General features: G+C 58.0%; 19 protein-coding genes. 5 read left to right on the top strand and 14 right to left on the bottom strand.

The window, feature by feature from the left end:
* Window positions 1-235 precede the first annotated feature (235 nt).
* Both MKFW12EY_RS15470 and MKFW12EY_RS15465 read left to right on the top strand, forming a co-directional pair.
* Window positions 236-1,594 carry a hypothetical protein gene (locus MKFW12EY_RS15470; protein ID WP_221053319.1) on the top strand — a complete coding sequence of 453 codons (1,359 nt, stop codon included), beginning with the start codon at window positions 236-238 and terminating at the stop codon, window positions 1,592-1,594.
* 9 nt (window positions 1,595-1,603) lie between these two features.
* The gene (locus MKFW12EY_RS15465) at window positions 1,604-3,082 is read left to right on the top strand and encodes an N-acetylmuramoyl-L-alanine amidase (protein ID WP_221053318.1); all 1,479 of its coding nucleotides are present in this window, start codon (window positions 1,604-1,606) and stop codon (window positions 3,080-3,082) included.
* A gap of 217 nt (window positions 3,083-3,299) precedes the next feature.
* On the opposite strand, the gene ureG is transcribed toward MKFW12EY_RS15465, so the two are convergent.
* The 6 genes from ureG to ureA form a co-directional block, all read right to left on the bottom strand.
* Entirely contained in the window at window positions 3,300-3,917 is a 618-nt protein-coding gene (gene ureG / locus MKFW12EY_RS15460; RefSeq protein ID WP_054761856.1) for an urease accessory protein UreG, read from the bottom strand.
* Window positions 3,918-4,177: 260 nt separating this feature from the next.
* Window positions 4,178-4,852 (bottom strand): urease accessory protein UreF, encoded by a 675-nt coding sequence (locus MKFW12EY_RS15455; RefSeq protein WP_054761880.1) that lies wholly within the window; start codon window positions 4,850-4,852, stop codon window positions 4,178-4,180.
* Window positions 4,842-5,273 (bottom strand): urease accessory protein UreE, encoded by a 432-nt coding sequence (gene ureE / locus MKFW12EY_RS15450; protein ID WP_221053317.1) that lies wholly within the window; start codon window positions 5,271-5,273, stop codon window positions 4,842-4,844. The genes MKFW12EY_RS15455 and ureE overlap by 11 nt, the downstream gene beginning before the upstream one ends.
* A gap of 242 nt (window positions 5,274-5,515) precedes the next feature.
* Window positions 5,516-7,219 carry an urease subunit alpha gene (ureC, locus tag MKFW12EY_RS15445; protein ID WP_221053316.1) on the bottom strand — a complete coding sequence of 568 codons (1,704 nt, stop codon included), beginning with the start codon at window positions 7,217-7,219 and terminating at the stop codon, window positions 5,516-5,518.
* Window positions 7,216-7,533 carry an urease subunit beta gene (locus tag MKFW12EY_RS15440; RefSeq protein WP_054761858.1) on the bottom strand — a complete coding sequence of 106 codons (318 nt, stop codon included), beginning with the start codon at window positions 7,531-7,533 and terminating at the stop codon, window positions 7,216-7,218. Before MKFW12EY_RS15440 ends, ureC begins: the two co-directional genes overlap by 4 nt.
* A 130-nt stretch (window positions 7,534-7,663) precedes the next feature.
* Window positions 7,664-7,966, bottom strand: coding sequence for an urease subunit gamma (gene ureA / locus MKFW12EY_RS15435; protein ID WP_054761860.1), 303 nt, complete (start codon window positions 7,964-7,966; stop codon window positions 7,664-7,666).
* Window positions 7,967-8,099: 133 nt separating this feature from the next.
* On the opposite strand from ureA, the gene MKFW12EY_RS15430 reads away from it, so the two are divergent.
* Both MKFW12EY_RS15430 and MKFW12EY_RS15425 read left to right on the top strand, forming a co-directional pair.
* Window positions 8,100-8,351, top strand: a complete 252-nt coding sequence (locus tag MKFW12EY_RS15430; protein WP_054761862.1) for a type II toxin-antitoxin system Phd/YefM family antitoxin — start codon at window positions 8,100-8,102, stop codon at window positions 8,349-8,351.
* Window positions 8,348-8,608, top strand: coding sequence for a Txe/YoeB family addiction module toxin (locus MKFW12EY_RS15425; RefSeq protein ID WP_054761864.1), 261 nt, complete (start codon window positions 8,348-8,350; stop codon window positions 8,606-8,608). Before MKFW12EY_RS15430 ends, MKFW12EY_RS15425 begins: the two co-directional genes overlap by 4 nt.
* A gap of 170 nt (window positions 8,609-8,778) precedes the next feature.
* Here MKFW12EY_RS15425 and MKFW12EY_RS15420 read toward each other — a convergent pair whose 3' ends face one another.
* The 8 genes from MKFW12EY_RS15420 to MKFW12EY_RS15385 form a co-directional block, all read right to left on the bottom strand.
* Window positions 8,779-9,630 (bottom strand): urease accessory protein UreD, encoded by an 852-nt coding sequence (locus MKFW12EY_RS15420; RefSeq protein ID WP_054761866.1) that lies wholly within the window; start codon window positions 9,628-9,630, stop codon window positions 8,779-8,781.
* Between the two features lie 12 nt (window positions 9,631-9,642).
* Window positions 9,643-9,948: a hypothetical protein gene (locus tag MKFW12EY_RS15415; protein WP_157199387.1), complete on the bottom strand. Its 306-nt coding sequence runs from the start codon at window positions 9,946-9,948 to the stop codon at window positions 9,643-9,645.
* Window positions 9,949-10,064: 116 nt separating this feature from the next.
* Entirely contained in the window at window positions 10,065-10,838 is a 774-nt protein-coding gene (locus MKFW12EY_RS15410) for an ABC transporter ATP-binding protein (protein ID WP_054761870.1), read from the bottom strand.
* Window positions 10,838-11,647: an urea ABC transporter ATP-binding protein UrtD gene (gene urtD / locus MKFW12EY_RS15405; protein WP_221053315.1), complete on the bottom strand. Its 810-nt coding sequence runs from the start codon at window positions 11,645-11,647 to the stop codon at window positions 10,838-10,840. Before urtD ends, MKFW12EY_RS15410 begins: the two co-directional genes overlap by 1 nt.
* A complete protein-coding gene (gene urtC / locus MKFW12EY_RS15400) occupies window positions 11,644-12,768 on the bottom strand; it encodes an urea ABC transporter permease subunit UrtC (protein ID WP_221053314.1) in 1,125 nt (374 codons plus the stop codon). Before urtC ends, urtD begins: the two co-directional genes overlap by 4 nt.
* Before the next feature lie 526 nt (window positions 12,769-13,294).
* Entirely contained in the window at window positions 13,295-14,881 is a 1,587-nt protein-coding gene (gene urtB / locus MKFW12EY_RS15395; RefSeq protein ID WP_245006520.1) for an urea ABC transporter permease subunit UrtB, read from the bottom strand.
* A 365-nt stretch (window positions 14,882-15,246) separates the two neighbouring features.
* The gene (gene urtA / locus MKFW12EY_RS15390; RefSeq protein WP_054761874.1) at window positions 15,247-16,548 is read right to left on the bottom strand and encodes an urea ABC transporter substrate-binding protein; all 1,302 of its coding nucleotides are present in this window, start codon (window positions 16,546-16,548) and stop codon (window positions 15,247-15,249) included.
* A gap of 133 nt (window positions 16,549-16,681) precedes the next feature.
* Window positions 16,682-17,935, bottom strand: a complete 1,254-nt coding sequence (locus MKFW12EY_RS15385) for a hypothetical protein (protein ID WP_221053313.1) — start codon at window positions 17,933-17,935, stop codon at window positions 16,682-16,684.
* Window positions 17,936-18,114: 179 nt separating this feature from the next.
* On the opposite strand from MKFW12EY_RS15385, the gene MKFW12EY_RS15380 reads away from it, so the two are divergent.
* Window positions 18,115-18,837, top strand: coding sequence for a hypothetical protein (locus MKFW12EY_RS15380; protein WP_054761876.1), 723 nt, complete (start codon window positions 18,115-18,117; stop codon window positions 18,835-18,837).
* The last annotated feature ends 380 nt before the right edge of the window (window positions 18,838-19,217 follow it).

The following is a 19,217-nucleotide window of genomic DNA, read 5'->3' as shown; positions in this document are numbered from 1 at the left end:
TGGGGGAGATTCTTCAAAAAAATCCCCCTCAATCCCCCTTTTCCAAAGGGGGAGGCTTAACTTAACGGCATTGGGCTATAGCCGATCCGCAAGCGACCGGTTCGGAACTCTCCTCAAGTTTGGCGATTGGGCCTAATGGTCTAAGCTTAACCGTTTATGCGTCGCGCCGGCGCCGGGAAAATGCTCCGGTGCCGGCCGCGGCGAACCGTTTTAGCGTGGTAGGGGAGACGAACTGATGTTGAAGTCCTTGGATATATTGCTGGGATTGTCGGTGGTGATGTTGATCGCCAGCATGGCCGTGACGCTGATCAGCCAGGCCATCCTCAATCTGTTGGCCAGCCGCGGCCGCAATTTGCACCACGGTCTGGCCGATCTGCTGGAATTGCTGGACCCGCGTTTGGCGCGGGCCGATGCCGAAGCCATCGCCGATAAAGTGCTGAGCCAGCAAACCATCGGCGGCCGCTTCCGCAGTTGGCTGCCGCCGCGGCTGCGTTTCCTGTCTTACGGCGAAGTGATCCACCGCGAAGAGTTCGTCAAAAGCCTGCTGGAATTGGCTGCGGCTTACGATGCCGGCATTAAAGCCGAATTCGACCGGGTCAACGCCGAATTGGCGAACGGGGCGATTACCGTCAACGTCGGTTTGGCGGCGCTGGAGAGCACATTGCGCGAACATCCGGCGTTTTTGAAGAGCCTGGAAGCGGGCCGGCTGATCCATAAGGTCAAGACCGAAACCGGCGTCAACAAACAGAAACGGCTTTACCAAAAACTGAAAGGCATCGTCGGCCAACAGATCGATCTGGCGGAGAAACTGGGTCAGACCTTGCGCGACAGCGGGATCGAAACGCCGGCCGCAACGTTGAAGAACGTGCGGATGCTGGCGTTGCAATTCGAAAAATCCAATCCGGAACTGGCCCAGGACGTGCGCGAAGCCAACGCCTTGCTGCAGGAGGCCGCCAGCGATTTTCTGGCCGTGATTTATCTGAATTTCGACAATCTGCTGGACCGAGTCAAGCTGCGATTTACCGCGACGGCGCGCACGGCCAGCGTGCTCAGCGCGGCATTGATCGCCATTGGCCTGCAATTGGATGCATTGGCCATCATCAACCGCTTGGCTATGGACGAGCAGATGCGCAGCGCTTTCGTGCAATTGGCGCCGACCTTTGCCCAGGACGAGGCCGTCAAAGCCAAGGTTGGCGGCGACGGCAAAAGTTCGGCCAAACCCGGCCAGAGCGGCGATGCAGCTAGCGAATCCGGCAAGTCCGCGGTAGGGCTCGAAACCGAAAAATATTACCTGAACGTGTTGGCCGACCGCGGCCTGATTACCTGGCCCAAGGATTGGCAAGCTTGGCAGGACAATTGGCAACAAAACGCCAGCCTGCCCGGCGTGGTGCTGTCGATATTTCTGCTGAGCCTGGGCGGGCCGTTCTGGTACAACGCATTGAGCAAGCTGCTGCAATTGCGTTCCGGACTGGCGCGCAAAGACGACGAACAGAAAGCCATCCGCCAGGGTTCCCAGGCCACCGCCGCGACGGAAGCGCCGGTAGCCGCCAATCCGCTGCAAGGCGAGCGCGGCGATTTGAAAGCGCTGGGCTGAGGAGGGCAGATGCAGATCGATTGGATAGGCTGCGCCGCGGACAACTTTCGCCCGGGCCGGCCGGGCGGTTTCCGGCCGGACGCGATCGTGTTGCACAGCGTCGACGATTTGGCCCAAGCCGAACTCGGCTACCGGAACGGCGGCAGCTTCGTCTCCACCCATTATGCAATCGCCGGCGACGGCCGGGTGCGGCAGTACGTCGACGAAAAAGACACGGCATTTCACGCCGGATTCGTAGTCAATCCCAGCGCGGCCTTGGTCAAACAGCGGCCGAACGGCAACCCGAATTACTACACGATAGGCATCGTTTTGGAAGCGGCGGCCGGCCGAGGGTTTAGCGCCGAACAACGCGCGGTCTGCGCCCGTTTGTTGCGTGAGATTGCCGACCGCTGGCGCATCGCGCTCGATGCCGAACACGTGTTGCCGCACAGCGCGATCCGGGCGTCGGCCGACTGTCCGGGGGCGGCATTGAATGTGGCCGAGTTGCTGGCGGCGGCGGTGCCGGAAGCGGAGTCCGCCAGCCTGGCCGGCAAGCAGATCGGCTTGCCGGCGAACGTCAAACTGCGGCAAGCGCCGGCCTTGAACGGCGCCCTGGTCAAAGTGCTGCCGGCCGGGAGCCGGGTCGAAATCGGCGGTTTTGTGGTCGGCGAAACGGTCTCCGGCAACCGCTATTGGTACCGCGATTTGGACGGACATTTTTTCTGGGCCGGCGCCAGCGAACGGCCCGATCCCAAGGCCCTGCTGGACACCGATCCGGCCGGCCGCAGCACCACCGATACCATGGCGGTCTCGGCGCCGGCCGCGGCCGCAGCATCGGCGCCGGCGATCAACCGCAGCCGCTTCCGTTTGCCGGCCGGGCAGTATTACAGCGAGCGGCCGCACAAGGATTTGATCGTGCTGCACTTTACCGCCGGCTCCAGCGCCAAATCGGCGTTCGATACCTGGAACGGCGACGCCGGCCGCATCGGTGCGGCCTATCTGGTGGATGTGGACGGCACCGTGTACGAGGTGTTCGATCCGGCGCAATGGGCTTACCATCTTGGCGTCCAGGGCAGCGGCGGCCGCCACGACAAACGCTCGATTGCCATCGAAATCGCCAACGTCGGCCCGTTGCGGCCGGCGGCGGACAATCCGGATATTTTGAATTGGTGGCCGCCGAAACGCGGCGAAACTGCGCCGTTCGGCACCAAGTATTGCGAACTGAGCCAGACCGAAAAATACCGGAAACACAGCTACCGCGGCGAACATTACTTTGCCAGCTTTCCGGTCGTACAAACCGAATCGATCCGGCGGTTGTTAGAGGACTTATGCGCCCGCTTCGATATTCCGCGAACGCTGCCGCCGGCGACGAAACAATTCGAACGCGATCCGGATTTTTTCCAGAACTACAGCGGCATCGCCAGCCACGTCAATTTTCGGCAGGATAAATGGGACATCGGCCCGGCTTTCGATTGGCCGGCCTTGCAGATTCCGAACGCCCGAGTTTGAGCAAGTTTCGGCGCGCGCTTGCCGCGGCCGGTGGCCGAAAAGCCGGCGGGTATTTGGGGCCGGTCGGGCGTGAGCCGGGCAAAGCCGAGCTTTAGCCAACTCGACAAAGCACCGCCAGGGCAGAGGGAGTTGGAGTGCGTTCGAACAATCTCCCCAGCCCCCTAGGTCCCAAAGAAGGGGAATAGAGCCTGACCGGAATTTGGCGGCCTTAATACGATTAGGCCGCTTCCAGCATGCCCTGGCGGACGATGAAGTCGACAATCTGCTCCAAGCCGTGGCCGGTTTTGATGTTGCTGAACACAAACGGCCGCTCGCCGCGCATCTTTTTCGCGTCGCGGTCCATCACCTCCAAAGACGCACCGACGTAAGGTGCCAAGTCGATTTTATTGATGACCAGCAAATCCGATTTGGTAATACCGGGGCCGCCCTTGCGCGGAATCTTGTCACCGGCCGAGACGTCGATCACGTAAATGGTCAGATCGGCCAGTTCCGGGCTGAAAGTGGCGCTGAGGTTGTCGCCGCCGCTTTCCACCAGCACAAAATCCAGCTCCGGCCAGCGCTCGCAAAGTTCGTCCACCGCCGCCAGGTTCATCGATGCATCCTCGCGAATCGCGGTATGCGGGCAGCCACCGGTTTCCACACCCAGGATGCGTTCTTCCGGCAGCGCCTGGCTGCGGATCAAAAACTGCTGATCTTCGCGGGTGTAAATGTCGTTGGTGACGACGCCGATCTGATAATCGTCGCGCATCTTCTTACACAAGGCGTCCACCAACGCCGTCTTGCCGGAACCCACCGGGCCGCCGACGCCGATTCTTAATACTTGTTTGTCGTTCATGTTGTCTCCTGTAGCCCGGAGGCAATCCGGGAGTTAAGTTTGCCAAACCCCGATTTCGCCGCGCAGCATCGAGGTTTGGTTTGTATCTCAAAACGCTGAACAAATCCTCTCCCTTTGGAGACTGTCGCAAAAGGTAGGTTGGGCTGAATGCAATGAAGCCCAACGGTTTAATTTTGTTGGGCTTCGCTTTGCTCAACCCAACCTACATTTGCGTTTGCGACAGAGCGTAGGGTGGGCACAATAAGTGCCCACGCGTAAGCTCAAGACCGAAACAGCCGGGAATACTGCATTTCGTGCCGGCTGCTGGCCAAGGCCAAGCCGAAGCAACTGCCGCCGATGTCATCGTCACTCATAATTAATGCTTGCTCGACCAATCCCGGCAATTCGCCGGCTAGATCATGCAACAACCGCTGCCCGGCCACTTGCCCCAGCGGCACCAGCTTGATCGCGCCCAACACCTGATTTTCCAGCCAGCCCCACAAATAGCCAGCAATCGCGTCGGCTTTGTCGATTTGCCAGCGAGTCGCCGCCAATGCAAACAAGGTCGCCAAGGTCGCATCGGGCCGCTTTTGCCAGACTTGCGCTTCCGGCATGTCCAGATTGACCAACAATCGGGCCAGCGCCTGGCCGGTTTGTTTGTCTTCGGCACGCAATTCGGCGGTTTCGCGGCAAGCGATCAGGGTTTGGCTCCAGCGTTCGACGGCATCCAGGTTGTCAGCTTGCCAGGCGTCGTGCAGCCGTGCCAACAGCGGCGCATCGACCTTGCCCAAACCGTTATGCAACAAACCGCGTAGCCAATCGCCGGTTTGTTCGGCATTGGTTACCCAGCCGTCGTGCACCGCCGTTTCCAGCCCCTGCGAGTAGCTGTACATGCCGATCGGCAAGCTGGGGCTGACCAGTTGCAGTAGCCGCAACAGGCTTAAATTAGTGACCATGGCTGTGATAAGCGCCAGCTTCCGGTTCGAACGGCAAGGTTTCGTGTTCGACGGTCAAACCCAAGCCAATCAGCATTTGGTCCAGCACGTGGTCGGTCAAAAACCGCAATTCGCCGGGCAGAATCTGCAAGGCCACATGGCGGTTGCCCAAGTGGTAACAGGCGCGGGCGAACAGCAGAGGATCGGCGCATTTCACCACCGACAACGGCTCCGGCGCGGCGTTGACCCGCACCTTGAAGCCTTGGCCGTTGGTCAGCACCGCGCCGTGTTTCAGGGTTTGTCCACGGGGCAGAAACACGCCGACTTTAATGCCGCCTTGAGTAGTGGCTGGTTGCCGGGATTTTTGCCTAGCCTCGAAGGGGAGGGTGAGGGTGTCGTCGGGGGATTCTGAGGTTTGGGTGGTTTCGGTGAGTTTTAGCATTTTGTTTAATTTGTGTAGGTCGGGTTAGCGAAGAGTAACCCGACACGTCGGCTTCTAGATTATTTGATGTCTTTTGGTTTTATTGTGTCGCTGTCGCGACGGATGTTTTAAATGTCGGTTGTCGGGCCGAGACCCGACGTCCAAATAATCCGTCGCGGTAGCGACACATATTCAAAAGCTGGAGCTTTCGAGCGCTCCGATTCCCCAGCCGGAGTTTGGGAATCAGTCAAACCCAAACAAAATCAAAACAAAAAATACCGCTGCGCCATCGGCAACACCACCGCCGGCTCGCAGGTCAACAACACTCCATCCGCCTTGACTTGATAAGTTTGCGGACAAACCTCCATCGCCGGCTGATAGTCGTTCAGCTTCATATCCGACTTGCCTATATTTCGCGTATTCCGCACGACACCGACCCGCTTCTGCAAGCCCAATTGCCCGGCCACGCCGGCCGATACCGCCGCTTGCGGCAGAAAGATCATCGAGGTGTTGGCTGCGGTGCGGCCGAAGCTGCCGAACATCGGCCGGTAATGCACCGGTTGCGGGGTGGGGATGGAGGCGTTGGCGTCGCCCATCGGCGCGGCGGCGATCAGACCGCCTTTGATCACCAAACTGGGTTTGACGCCGAAGAAGGCCGGTTGCCACAACACCAAATCGGCCAGTTTGCCGGCTTCGATGGAGCCTACTTCGTGGCTGATGCCGTGGCTGATAGCCGGATTGATGGTGTATTTGGCGATGTAGCGTTTGATGCGCTGGTTGTCGCTCGTCGCTGGGTCGCCGGCCAGCGCGCCGCGTTGCGCCTTCATTTTGTGCGCGGTCTGCCAGGTGCGGATCACCACTTCGCCGACCCGGCCCATCGCTTGCGAATCCGACGAAATCATCGAAAACGCCCCCAGGTCGTGCAGGATGTCCTCGGCGGCGATAGTTTCGCGGCGAATGCGCGATTCGGCGAAGGCCACGTCTTCCGGGATACTCGGGTCGAGGTGGTGGCAGACCATCAGCATGTCCAAATGTTCATCGACAGTGTTAACTGTATAAGGCCGGGTCGGATTGGTCGAAGACGGCAACACGTTGCCCAAACCGCAAGCCTTAATAATGTCCGGCGCATGGCCGCCACCGGCGCCTTCGGTATGGTAGGTGTGGATGGTGCGGCCCTTGAAGGCGGCGAAGGTGTCTTCGACAAAGCCCGATTCGTTCAAGGTGTCGGTATGGATCGCCACCTGTACGTCGTAATCCTCGGCCACGCCCAGGCAGCAATCAATCGATGCCGGCGTAGTGCCCCAGTCTTCGTGCAGTTTCAGGCCCATTGCCCCGGCTTTGACCTGTTCTACCAAAGCGCCGGGCAGGCTGGCGTTGCCCTTGCCGAGCAAGCCAAAGTTCATCGGCAAACCGTCCAGCGCTTTTAGCATTTGCTGGATATGCCACGGCCCCGGCGTGCAGGTGGTGGCGTTGGTGCCGGTGGCGGGGCCGGTGCCGCCGCCGATCATGGTGGTAACGCCGGAGCACAGCGCTTCCTCGATCTGCTGCGGGCAAATGAAATGGATGTGGGCGTCGATGCCGCCGGCGGTCAGAATCTGGCCTTCGCCGGCGATGACTTCGGTGCCGGGGCCGACGATGATGTCAACGCCGGCTTGCACGTCCGGATTGCCGGCTTTGCCGATCTTGAAAATGCGGCCGTCTTTGACGCCAACATCGGCTTTGACGATGCCCCAATAGTCGATGATCAAGGCGTTGGTAATCACCAAATCCACCGCGTGTTCGCTATCTAGCTGGCTTTGGCCCATGCCGTCGCGGATCACCTTGCCGCCGCCGAATTTCACCTCGTCGCCGTAGACGGTGTAATCGGCTTCGACTTGCAGAATCAAATCGGTGTCCGCCAGCCGCAAGCGGTCGCCGGTGGTGGGGCCGAACATGTCGGCGTAAGCGTGTCGGCTGATTTTGCTCATGCGTGTTTCTCCAATGCGCCCATCACCTCACCTCTAAAACCGTAGACCTTGCGTTCGCCGGCGAAAGCCACCAACTGCACTTCGCGCTGCTGGCCGGGCTCGAAGCGCACCGCCGTGCCGGCCGGGATGTCCAATCTAAAGCCGCGCGCCGCCTCGCGGTCGAAATGCAGAGCAGGGTTGGTTTCGTAAAAATGGTAATGCGAGCCAACTTGAATTGGCCGGTCACCGCTATTGGCAACCAGGACTTTGACAGTGGCCAGACCGACATTCAGTTCGATGTCGCCGGCGGCGGGGAATATTTCTCCGGGGATCATGTGGGGCTCCTTTTAAATTGGGTTTTCCGCGTGGGCACGAAGCATCGTGTCCACCCTACCTATTGGATTTTCTTGGCTTTCTGGCGAATTTTCGTAGGGTGGGCACACGCTTTTTGTGCCCACGGGTACATCAAACAATTGGCTCATGTACCGTTACCAATTTAGTGCCATCTGGAAACGTTGCCTCCACCTGTACGTCGGGAATCATTTCCGCTACGCCGTCCATCACGTCATCACGGCTCAACAACGTTCGTCCATAGCTCATCAACTCCGCTACGCTTTGGCCGTCGCGGGCGCCTTCCATGATCGCGGCGGAGATATAAGCCACCGCTTCCGGGTAGTTGAGTTTCAAGCCTCTGGCTTTGCGGCGCTCGGCGAGCAGGGCGGCAGTGAAGAGGAGGAGTTTGTCTTTTTCTCTTGGGGTTAATTGCATGGTGGTTTGTCTAGTTAAAGTCGTGTTTTCGTAGAGTGGGTGGATTTATCGAGCCCACGCGTTTTTCCTAATTTGCAGTAACCAACTGTCGGCGTTAAGCTATCGTACACTTTTTTGTACAAAAGGAGCGCCCATGGACGCCATCAGTTACAGCGCCGCTCGCGCCAATTTAGCCAAAACCATGGACAAGGTTTGTGCCGACCATGCCCCCATCATCATCACCCGCAAAAGCGAGTCGCCGGTGGTGATGCTGTCGCTGGAAGACTACCAAGCCATGGAAGAAACCGCCTACCTGCTGCGCTCGCCAGCCAACGCCCGCCGCTTGCTGGAATCCATTGCCGAATTGGAATCCGGCCAAGGCAGCGAGCGCGAGTTGATTGAGTGAAAATCACCTTTTCGTCCGACGCCTGGGACAGTTACCTGTACTGGCAAGCCACCGACAAAGCCATACTTAAACGCATTAACCAACTGATAAAGGAAATTCAGCGCCAACCCTTCGAAGGCATCGGCAAGCCGGAACCCCTGAAACACGGTTTGTCCGGCTATTGGTCGCGGCGGATTAACGACGAGCATAGGATCGTTTACAAGGTTGCCGGCGATATGTTGTGGATTGCTCAGTTGCGGTATCACTATGAGTATTGACGTTGGTTAATGTGGCTGCTTGTTTAATTGGTGTCGCTGTCGCGACGGTTTTTTAACGTCGGTTTGCGGACCGACTTCAAAATAAAGCTGTCGCGTCAGCGACACAAAACCCCTCACCCCAACCCTCTCCCAGCGGGAGAGGGGGCTAGTCTCCGAGCAAATTCAAAACTTCATGTCGCCCAAATCCTCGGCAAACAAACCTCCTTACCAACCACGTCCCCCCGCACCAATCCCCAAACCTTCTCAAAAAAGCCCTTCAACAAATCCGCCCGCTTATCCAACGCCCGACAAATCAACAAGCCCTCAATCAAGGTCACCCCACGATTCGGTTCATCACCAATCAATGCCTGCACCGCCGCCAAATGCAAAGATGTAGCAGGATAAGCAAACAACGTCCCGCACGCAGAATGCCCGGATAAGCCCCAGCGGGCTTGGAAGGCGGCCGCATCCAGACGCAAGAGTTCCAGGTATACCAAACGCCCGGCACGACTGATGCGCCAATTTAGGTTGGCTGAACCATTGTCAAAACCTTCGTCGGCGGCCGGGCGGCCCAGGGCTAATATTTCCCAGCCGATGAAGCGGCCACGCTCGGCCAGATCGATAGTCATGCTCGAATGTAAGCGGGCGCCTTGGTAAACGATGGTTTCCTGCGGCAGCCATTCCAGGCTGGCGTGTTCAGCAACTTTGAGATTAACAGTCTGCTGGGCTTCGCCGCCGCCGCTGCGATAAAACTTGCCGGCGGCCGGGGTGGTGATTAGGGCTTGGGCTTCGGATTCGACGTTGGCGTTGATGGTCAAACGGTCGCCGGCCACTACGCCACCGGGTGGATGCAGCAGGTATACGTGGCAGACTTCGCCTTCCGGATAAAACGGCCTCTGTACCGTTAATGGGCCGCGATGCTGGCGCTTGACCAAAGCGGTTTTGTCGCCGCGTTGGCTAAAGCCCAGCGTTAATTCGGCTTCCCACGCCGTGGTAGCGGTTGAGGCAGCTGTGTGGGTTAAAGCGGCGCAGTTAGCTGGCATGGTAAGGTAGGGTTACAAGTTCTTGGTCTTAGGCGCGATGGCCGATTTTTCCGACAGGTGCGGATGCTGCGCTTTGTTCGCGTCGCGCTGGCGGATGAGGTGCAATATAACCGGGCCGAACACGAATCCCAAAATCAATGCGCTAATCAGCAAGGCCGGCAGATAAGGGATTTCCAATATCGGATGGATTAAAGCACGGGTCAATTGCAGAAGATTGCCGCCTTCCATCATGGCATCGTAACTGTCATGTGCCTCACTACGCATCGACCAAGCCAACAATAGCGCTCCTGCGGCCAGCAAAAATTTATCGGAATTCATTTTCATTTCTCCGTGATCAAGCTTTGAATAACTACGATGGGCTTCACGTTGTTCAGCCTATCCTACGCCCGTTTAGAAAATCTCCATTAGCCCCGCTTTTGCAAAGAGAGGAATATTCAGACTGTGAGGTAACGCTTGACCATATCATCGGCCAACGCGTCCATCGCCCCCACCGCCACATGCCTACCCCGGTCCATGATGCAAAACTGGTTCGCCACCTTGCGGGCGAAGGGCAGTTTTTGTTCGACCAGCAATACCGTTACGCCCAGTTCTTTATGAATCCGATCGATGGCTTGGTGGATTTCGCCGGTTTCCGGCTTGGGGCTTGGCGTAGGCACGCCGCGCGATTTGTTCAAGCGGATAATCACGTCGCCGATTTCGCTGACGATGTTGGGTTGGATGCCTTCGGTGGGTTCGTCCAGAATCAATAGGCGCGGATTCAATACCAAGGCTCGGCCAATGGCCAATTGCTGTTGCTGGCCGCCGGACAAGTCGCCGCCACGGCGTTTCAGCATTTGTTTCAGCACCGGGAAAATCTCGAAAATGCTGTCCGGGACTTTTTTGATGCCGTGTTTGTGGGCGGCGCGCAAGCCGGTTTTCAGGTTTTCTTCCACGGTTAGCAGTGGAAAGATTTCCCGGCCCTGCGGCACATAGCCTATGCCCAATTCGGCGCGCGATTCGGCCTTGGCTTTGGCCAGTTCCACGCCGTCGAATTGGATGCTGCCGTCGGATACCGGCAGCAGACCCATGATGGCTTTGAGTAGCGTGGTTTTGCCGACGCCATTGCGGCCCATTAGGCAGACGCAGGCCCCGGCCGGCACGCTTAAATCCAGGTCCCACAAGGTGTGGCTCGCGCCGTAGTATTGTTGCAATGCGCTAATGTTTAACATCATCCCCCCAGATAAACTTGGATCACGCGCGGATCGTTTTGGACTTCGTCCATGGTGCCTTCGGTGAGCACCGAGCCTTCGTGCAGCACGGTGACCTTGCGGGCGATGCTGCGTACAAATTCCATATCGTGCTCGACGACGACGATGGAATGTTTGCCTTGCAAGGACAGCAATAATTCGGCGGTGCGCTCGACTTCCTGATGGGTCATGCCGGCGATGGGTTCGTCGACCAACATTACTTTCGGGTCTTGCATCAGCAGCATGCCGATTTCCAGCCATTGTTTCTGGCCGTGCGACAGCGCGCCGGCCAATTGCCGTTGTTGGGCGGGTAGGGCGATGGTTTGCAACACGTCCTGGATGCGGTCGTGCTGCTCGGCGTTTAATTTATGAAACAGGGTCGGCCAGGTGCGTTTGTCGGTTTTCAAGGCCAGTTCCAGGTTCTCGAACACGGTCAGCGCGTCGAACACGCTGGGTTTCTGAAACTTGCGGCAGATGCCGGCCTGGGCGATGGCCGGTTCGTCCAGCTCCAGCAAATCGATGGTCTGGCCGAAAAACACCGATCCGCTGTCGGGCTTGGTTTTGCCGGTGATGACGTCCATCAGCGTGGTCTTGCCGGCGCCGTTCGGGCCGATTAGGCAGCGCAATTCGCCGTCGTCGATGTACAGCGACAGGTGGTTGAGGGCGCGGAAGCCGTCGAAGCTGACGCTGACGTCTTCCATATACAGAATCGGGCCGTGGCGGGCGTCGACTTCGCCGGCCAAGGGCAGGCTGGCGCCGCCTTCGGGTGTGGATGCAGCCGAGATCATCATGCCGGTTGTCCTCCGGTAGCGTTAAGAGTGGATTCGGGTTTAGGTTTGGCGCGGCGGCGCAGTAGGCCGACGATGCCATCGGGCATTAATAAGGTCACCAGAATAAAGGCGCCGCCCAGGCAGAACAGCCAGGCGTCCGGCATTAAGCCAGTCAACACGGTTTTGGCGTAGTTGACCAGCACAGCGCCGATGATGGCCCCGTAAAGCGTGCCGCGACCGCCGACCGCCACCCAGATGACGATTTCCAAGGAGTTGAGCGGCGAGAATTCGCTGGGGTTGATGATGCCGACTTGCGGCACATACAGCGCGCCGGCCAAACCGGCCAGCATCGCCGCGAACACGAACACCCAGAGCTTGAACAATTCCACCCGGTAACCCAGGAAGCGCACCCGCGATTCTTGGTCGCGAATTGCCGTGACCACACGGCCCAGTTTGCTGTTGACGATCCAGCGGCACAGCAGCAGTGCGCCGATCAGGCTGAGGCCTGTCATCAGTAGCAACACTGAACGGACCGCTTCGGATTGGATATTGAAGCCGAGGATGTCTTTGAAATCGGTCAGGCCGTTATTGCCGCCGAAGCCCATTTCGTTGCGGAAAAAGGCCAGCAACAAGGCGTAGGTCAGAGCCTGGGTGATGATGGACAGATACACGCCGGTGACGCGCGAACGGAAAGCCAGCCAGCCGAACACGAAAGCCAGCAGGCCCGGTGCCAGTAACACCATCAGCATCGCAAAGCCGAAGTTCTCGAAGCCGAGCCAATACCAGGGCAGTTCTGTCCAGTTCAGGAACACCATGAAGTCGGGCAGCTCGGCGTTGCCGTAGACGCCGCGGGTGCCGATTTGCCGCATCAAATACATGCCCATTGCATAGCCGCCTAGCGCGAAAAATGCGCCTTGGCCGAGGACCAGAATGCCGGCGTAGCCCCAGACCATGTCGAGTGACAAACCGAGTAGGGCGAAGGTTAGGTATTTGCCTATTAGGGAGACTGAGTAGGCGGAGAAATGTAGGGCCGAGTCTTCGGGGAAGATTAGGTTGCAGAGGGGGATTAATAGGGTTACCGAGGCTAACGTGGTTAGGACGGTGGTGTAGGTTTTATCTTGGGTCAGATTGCTTATATTCATTTGACTACCGTTGTTTGGTGTCGCTGGCGCGACGGCTTATTTATATGTCGGGTCTCGGCCCGACAGCCGAGATACTTTTCTTTGCTCCGCCAAAGAAAAGTATCCAAAAGAAGGGCGGCCCGGATGCCGCTTGTGTCCTGCGCGCCGAAGTTTTTGAATGGGGTTGACGGAAGGGGCTTCCTGCCCCTCCGTCAACGCGATGCATCCCTGCATCGCCCCTGCGGGCTACTCACTCGGTACATCCATGTACCTCGCCCTTCGGGTGCTGCGCATGCAAATCGGCAATCCTGCCGATTTGTCCATTCAAAAACTCCGGTGCTCGGCGCGGTATACGGGGTTAAAACCATCCGCCACCCAAAATTGCGTAGGGTGGGCAACTTTGCCCACCGTTCTCTCGTTCCCACGCGCTGCGTGGGAATGCGATAGTTCCGCGCCTGCGGTGAATTTCGTGCCGCAGCGCGGCTAACCCTGATTCCCACGCAGCGCATGGGAACCAGCAAATCCCGTCGCGGCAGCGACACAAAAATTAAGATTCCGCTGCCCTCCCTTTCTGCGGAAACAACCCCCTAGGCTTCTTTTGAATAAACAAAATAATGAACACCAACACCAAAATCTTAGCCAACACCGCCCCGGCATAAGGCTCCAACACCTTGTTGGCAATGCCCAACGAGAAGCCGGCGACCAAGGTGCCAAATAAATTACCGACCCCGCCGAACACCACGACCATGAACGAATCCACAATATAGGCCTGGCCCAAGTTCGGACCGACGTTGGTGATCTGGCTTAAAGCTACCCCGGCCACGCCGGCAATACCGGAACCCAAGCCAAAAGTCATCGCATCGACCCTTGAAGTTGGGATACCCATCGCCCTAGCCATGCCCCGATTTTGCGCCACGGCTCTTACTTCCAGACCCAGTTTGGTACGCTTCAAGATTTGCAGCAGCGCGGTAAACACCAGCAGGCAGAAGATCAGGATGTAGAAGCGGTTCCAGGTCAGCGACAGGAAGTCGTTGATTTGCCAGGATCCGCTCATCCATTCCGGCGTCGACACGCTGCGGTTCAGCGGCGAGAAGATCGAGCGCACGGCTTGTTGCAGGAACAGGCTGACGCCGAAGGTCGCCAACAGGGTTTCCAGCGGCCGGCCGTACAAGAAGCGGATGATGCCGCGCTCGATGGCAATGCCGACCAGGGCGGCGACTAAAAACGCCATCGGTATCGACAGAATCAATGCGGTGCCCAGGTTGTTGGGCATGATTTGCTGCATGACATAAGTGGTATACGCGCCCAGCATCATCAGTTCGCCGTGGGCCATGTTGATGATGCCCATCACGCCAAAGGTAATCGCCAAACCGATCGCGGCCAACACCAGCACCGCGCCCAAACTTAAACCAAAAAACACGGTTTCGATGGCGGCATAAGCCTGCATGCGGCCGCGGATTTTGATCAAGGCCGCTTCGGCCAGATTGCGGATATCGCTGTCGGCTTCGACGAAATTGCCGTCGGCATCTTTTTCGGTCAAGGCTTGCAGTTTGTTGACGGCATCCTGGTTGTCGAACTCCTTCAAGGTCGTGATCGCATTGATGCGCTGGCTTTTATCCGGGCTGTTGATGTCCTGCAACAGCAGTACGGTATGGATTGCGGCTTGAATGTCGGCATCGGCCTCGTGGTCCAGATGGTCCTTCAACAACGCGAGTGCTTTGTCGTCGACGTTTTTAGCCATGGCCTGCACCGCACCGAGACGTACCTCCGGGTCGGCGTGGTTGAGTTGCAATTGGCCGATGGCTTTGCGCAGCAGGCTACGCAGCTTGTTGTTCAAATTGATTTTGCCGACCGCGCCGCGCTCCACGTCGCCGAGGCTGGCGCCGCTGGTCGGGTCGGTCAGGCTGTAGCCGCTGTCGTGTTCCTGGCCGATGACCAGTTTGGCTTCGGTTTTTAATTCGAATAGCTTGCCGTCCTGCAAGGCTTGCAATAGTTTTAAATTGGCGCTGTCGGCTGCTAGTTGTTCGACCGCTTGCTCCCGCTCCGGCATGCTGCCTTGGCGCAGCAAATCCAGTGGGTTGCCGGTTGCGTCGGCCAGTGCCGGCCGGACGGCTAAAGCCGCCGCAGCAATCAGCAGCACGAGTCCGGTTCTGATTAGCCAGCCGGACCGGTCTATTGCCGGGACTCCGCTCGGACCGAGACTGTTTAAGCGCTTGGCGTAAAGTGCTTCGACCGGCTCAGGGCGAACCGTATTCCAGTGGGAGTTGCCAGAAACGCGTTCGAAAAGCCGTTTAAAAACGCCGCGGGTTTCGATTCCGGTCTGAGTAGAAGTAGTAGTCATCATGCTCAAGAGGCTGTTTTTGGGGGAACGGTCGGCCGGGCGTAAACCGGACGGCGTTTTTAAACGGGTTCTAAAACGGTTGGTTTGCATCGCGATTCCTGTCAGGGGCGAAGCCCGCGACTTCCGTGTCGCGCGCCTCGCGGGGATAACTTCCGTTGTTAGTAGTTCTGTCCTGAACACTTCTTGGTTTTGGTGTTGTAGTTGCCGCAATTGATCGGCGCGGTCCAGTCGGCGATGATCGGTTTGCTGTCCGGCAGGAAATCGGACCAGGCGTCGCCGTCGACCACCTTGTTGGTTTGCCAGACCGTAGCGAATTGGCCGTCTTCCTGAATTTCGCCGATCAACACCGGTTTGCTGATGTGGTGGTTGGGCAGCATTTTGGCGGTGCCGCCGGTCAGGTTGGGGAATTCGACGCCGATCAGGGCTTTTTGCACCGCTTCGGGATCGGTGGTGCCGGCTTTCTCGACCGCTTTCACCCACATGTTGAAGCCGATGTAATGCGCTTCCATCGGGTCGTTGGTGACGCGTTTCGGGTTCTTGATGTAGTCCTTCCATTGCTGGATGAAGGCGGCGTTTTTGGTGGTGTCGACGCTCATGAAGTAGTTCCAGGCTGCCAAGTGGCCGACCAGCGGTTTGGTGTCCATCCCGGACAATTCTTCCTCGCCGACCGAGAAAGCCACGACCGGAATGTCTTCGGCTTTGATGCCTTGGTTGCCCAATTCTTTATAGAACGGCACGTTGGCGTCGCCGTTGATGGTCGAAACCACCGCGGTTTTCTTGCCGGCCGAGCCGAATTTCTTGATGTCGGCGACGATGCTTTGCCAATCGGAATGGCCGAATGGGGTGTAGTTGATCATGATGTCCGCCGGTTTAACGCCTTTGGCTTTCAGATACGCTTCCAAAATTTTATTGGTAGTGCGCGGATAGACGTAGTCGGTACCGGCCAAGACCCAGCGTTGCACTTTCAGGTCGTTCATCAGGTAATCGACGGCCGGAATCGCTTGTTGATTCGGCGCGGCGCCGGTGTAGAACACGTTTTTGGACGATTCTTCGCCTTCGTATTGCACCGGGTAGAACAGGATGCCGTTCAGTTCTTCGATCACCGGCAATACCGATTTACGCGATACGGAGGTCCAGCAGCCGAAGATGGCGGACACTTTGTCCTTGGTCAGCAGCTCGCGGGCTTTTTCGGCAAACAACGGCCAGTTGGAGGCCGGATCGACCACGACCGGCTCCAGCTTCTTACCCAACAAGCCGCCTTTTTTGTTCTGCTCGTCGATCAGCATTAGCATGGTGTCTTTCAGCGTGGTCTCGGAAATTGCCATGGTGCCGGACAGAGAATGCAGCACGCCGACCTTGATCGTATCTTCGGCCTGGGCCGCGGTGGCGGTCGCGAATAGCGCGGCGGACAGGGCTGTCGCGCTAGCCAGTTTGCGGAAGGAATTGCTCAGTAGTTTCATCGTTATAGTCCTATGTCGGGAAGAAATCGTGGGCGATGGATTGCCCGTTTCGTAGGGTGGGCATGCAATGCCCACGCGTGAAGGCTTTTGCTTCGCGTGGGCACCTAATCGGTACCCACCCTACGTCCTACGTTTAAATCTGCCACTGGAAGCCGACCATCATTTGGCTGACGTCGTCGCCGGTGGCGGTGGATTTGTAGTTGATGCCCTTGGTTAACAAATCGCCGTATTGGTAGCTGGCGAAAATCTTGGCGTTGTGGCCGTCGATGATGTAGTTGATGCCGGCCTCGTAGACTTCGCGAGTGGAACTGGTGCTGGGCGCGACGTTGACGTAGCGCAAGAACGGTTGGAATTGGCCGATACCGACTTTTTGCGGGAATAAATACATGCCGCTGACGTCGAAGGCGTTGCCTTCGAACATGTCGAACGTACCGGCAGCAAACGATGTCGCCGCATCGCGCTGCGCCTGGCCGAAGCCATTGGACAGGCCGTAGTTTTTGTACTCGCCGTTGAAGGTGACGACGCCGCCGCCGGGCAAGACTTTTTCGAACAAGATGTCGGCGGTGGTGCCGCGGAAGTTGGCCGGGTTAGCCGTGGTGCCGGCGCCGTCTTCCTGGTATTGGTTGGAGATGCCGACCGTCAGGATGTCGCCGCCTTTGCCGTAGTAGGTGCCGGAGGTGTAATAGCCGGGATTTTTCTCGACTTCCCAGAAGTTATAAGCCACGCGTTGGGCATAGAGGATGTTGTGATCGGCGTTGGCGCCGCCGCGTAGGCCGCGGAAGAAACCGGCGGCGTACTGGAGTCGGCCGTCGAGTGCCGCACCCCAGAACGTGACACCGTCGTCGCGGCCGAAGGAGCCGGCCGAATTGCCGTCCGGTCCGATCGTCAAGTTGTAGTCGGAAGGCTCGAACGGGGTGCCGGCCGAGAAGATGTTATAGACGGCGCTGTAGAACGGACCGTTCATCTCGCGGCGTTCGGCCGGGACCAGCATCCGGCCCACCCACAAGTTGGCGTAGGGGTTAACCTCGAATTTGCCGATCGCATCCAGCACCCGCACCTCGCCGCCGTTGCCGCAGGTTTGGCAGTCGGTGTTGAATTCCACTTTCAGGTATTTATGGATTTGGCCGTTGATGTATAAACGGATGTTGTCCAGGTTGAAATCGTTGCTCCATTTTTCCGCACCGGAGCCGGCAGCGCTTTCCTGGGCGCGGAAACTGGTGCGTAAACCGGCGCCGACGCTGACCCATTTGGTATCGTCGATTTTGAACGTGGCCCCGGCCGTCGCTTCCGGCGCCTGGCTCAGGCCGATGGCGCCCAAGGCCATGCCGCTCAGCAGCCCGATCACCCGGCTGCCGGTTTTTTGTCGATTAAAACCCGTCATTTGCATTCCCCTATTTAGTTAAAACTTGCCAGAGCCGGCGGCCGTGGCGCTCGTAAACTTCGGGGAAATTTTTGAATTTTGTGCAGGCCTGCCACAATCGGGCGAATGACTCATCAGTCATTTGACGTATGGCCGGCAACTCGCGGCGTCCGTAGAGTGGCAAGCAACTTGGGAGAGAAACGATTATGAAAAACTGTTTTTACGTTTTGGCTTTTGCCGTAGCGGGTTTTGCCGGTTCGGCATTGGCGGCCGAGCAGGAAGCGGTCAAGCCGCTGCAAGCGATTGCGTTCGAACTGGCCGACGACAATCTGCGCCAATTCGGCATTGCGTTGGACGCGGCGAACCTGGCCGAACGGGTCAGGAACAATCTGGCGGAATGGCAGTTTCCGCTCAGCGCCAACGGGCCGTTCAGCCATCGCTTGCAAGCCAGACTGGGTAAGGTGGCGCGGCGGGAAACGCCGGTCGGATTTTCCTTTTCCAGCGGCAACTCCGACCCGCGCGCCGTCGATTTCCAAAAAGCCGACGTGCTCCCGGTGACTTGCAGTTTGCGCGACGCCGAAAATCAAGCCGTGCTGATTGAGCGCGAATCGACTTTCAGTGCCCATGCTTTGGATAAGGACGTATTGCCGGCGCGGATTGTAGATAAGCTGGTGGATCAGATCGGCACGGCTTGTCTGGATGTGTTGGAACATGCACCGCTACCCAAGCAGCCGGGCCGCGTCAGAACCGAGTTATTCAAACCGAAATGGATGCCGGACGTGCGGGTGGAAGTGCGGGAGATTCCGGCGGTTGCCGGGGCGGGCAGTTCAGCGCAGCCGGGGGCGATAGGCGACGAGCCGAAGAAGGAGGTGATTATTCATAACCAGGGCAATCCGGTGATTTTTCAGTTTGGGCATGAGAGGAAGTGATGGGTTGTCATGCTCGCAGGGATGCGGGCATCCATTGTCGGGGAGGGTGGCTTTGATTTTTTGTGTTACATAGCTTGATGTTCATAAACTGATGTTCGGTGCGGTCTGTTCTTTCTCCCTCGGTACCCACAAAGGGCATAAAGGAGAAGGTTAGGATGAGGGTGGTAGGAAGGTGTCGCTGCCGCGACGGCTGATTTTAAAGTCGGGTCTCGGCCCGACAGCCGAGTAACTTTTCTTTGCTTGGCCAAAGAAAAGTCACCAAAAGAAAGGCCACCCAGAATTCCGCCAATTTCCTGCGCTTCTCGCTTTTGTCGAGGGTTTTCGGAAGGGCCATCCCTGGCCCTCCGAAAACGAGCGGCATCCCTGCCGCTCCCCTGCGG

Source organism: Methylomonas koyamae (assembly GCF_019669905.1).
Lineage (GTDB): Bacteria > Pseudomonadota > Gammaproteobacteria > Methylococcales > Methylomonadaceae > Methylomonas > Methylomonas koyamae.
Note: the sequence above shows the minus strand (reverse complement) of the source record. Positions and strands in the feature narration are given on the sequence as shown.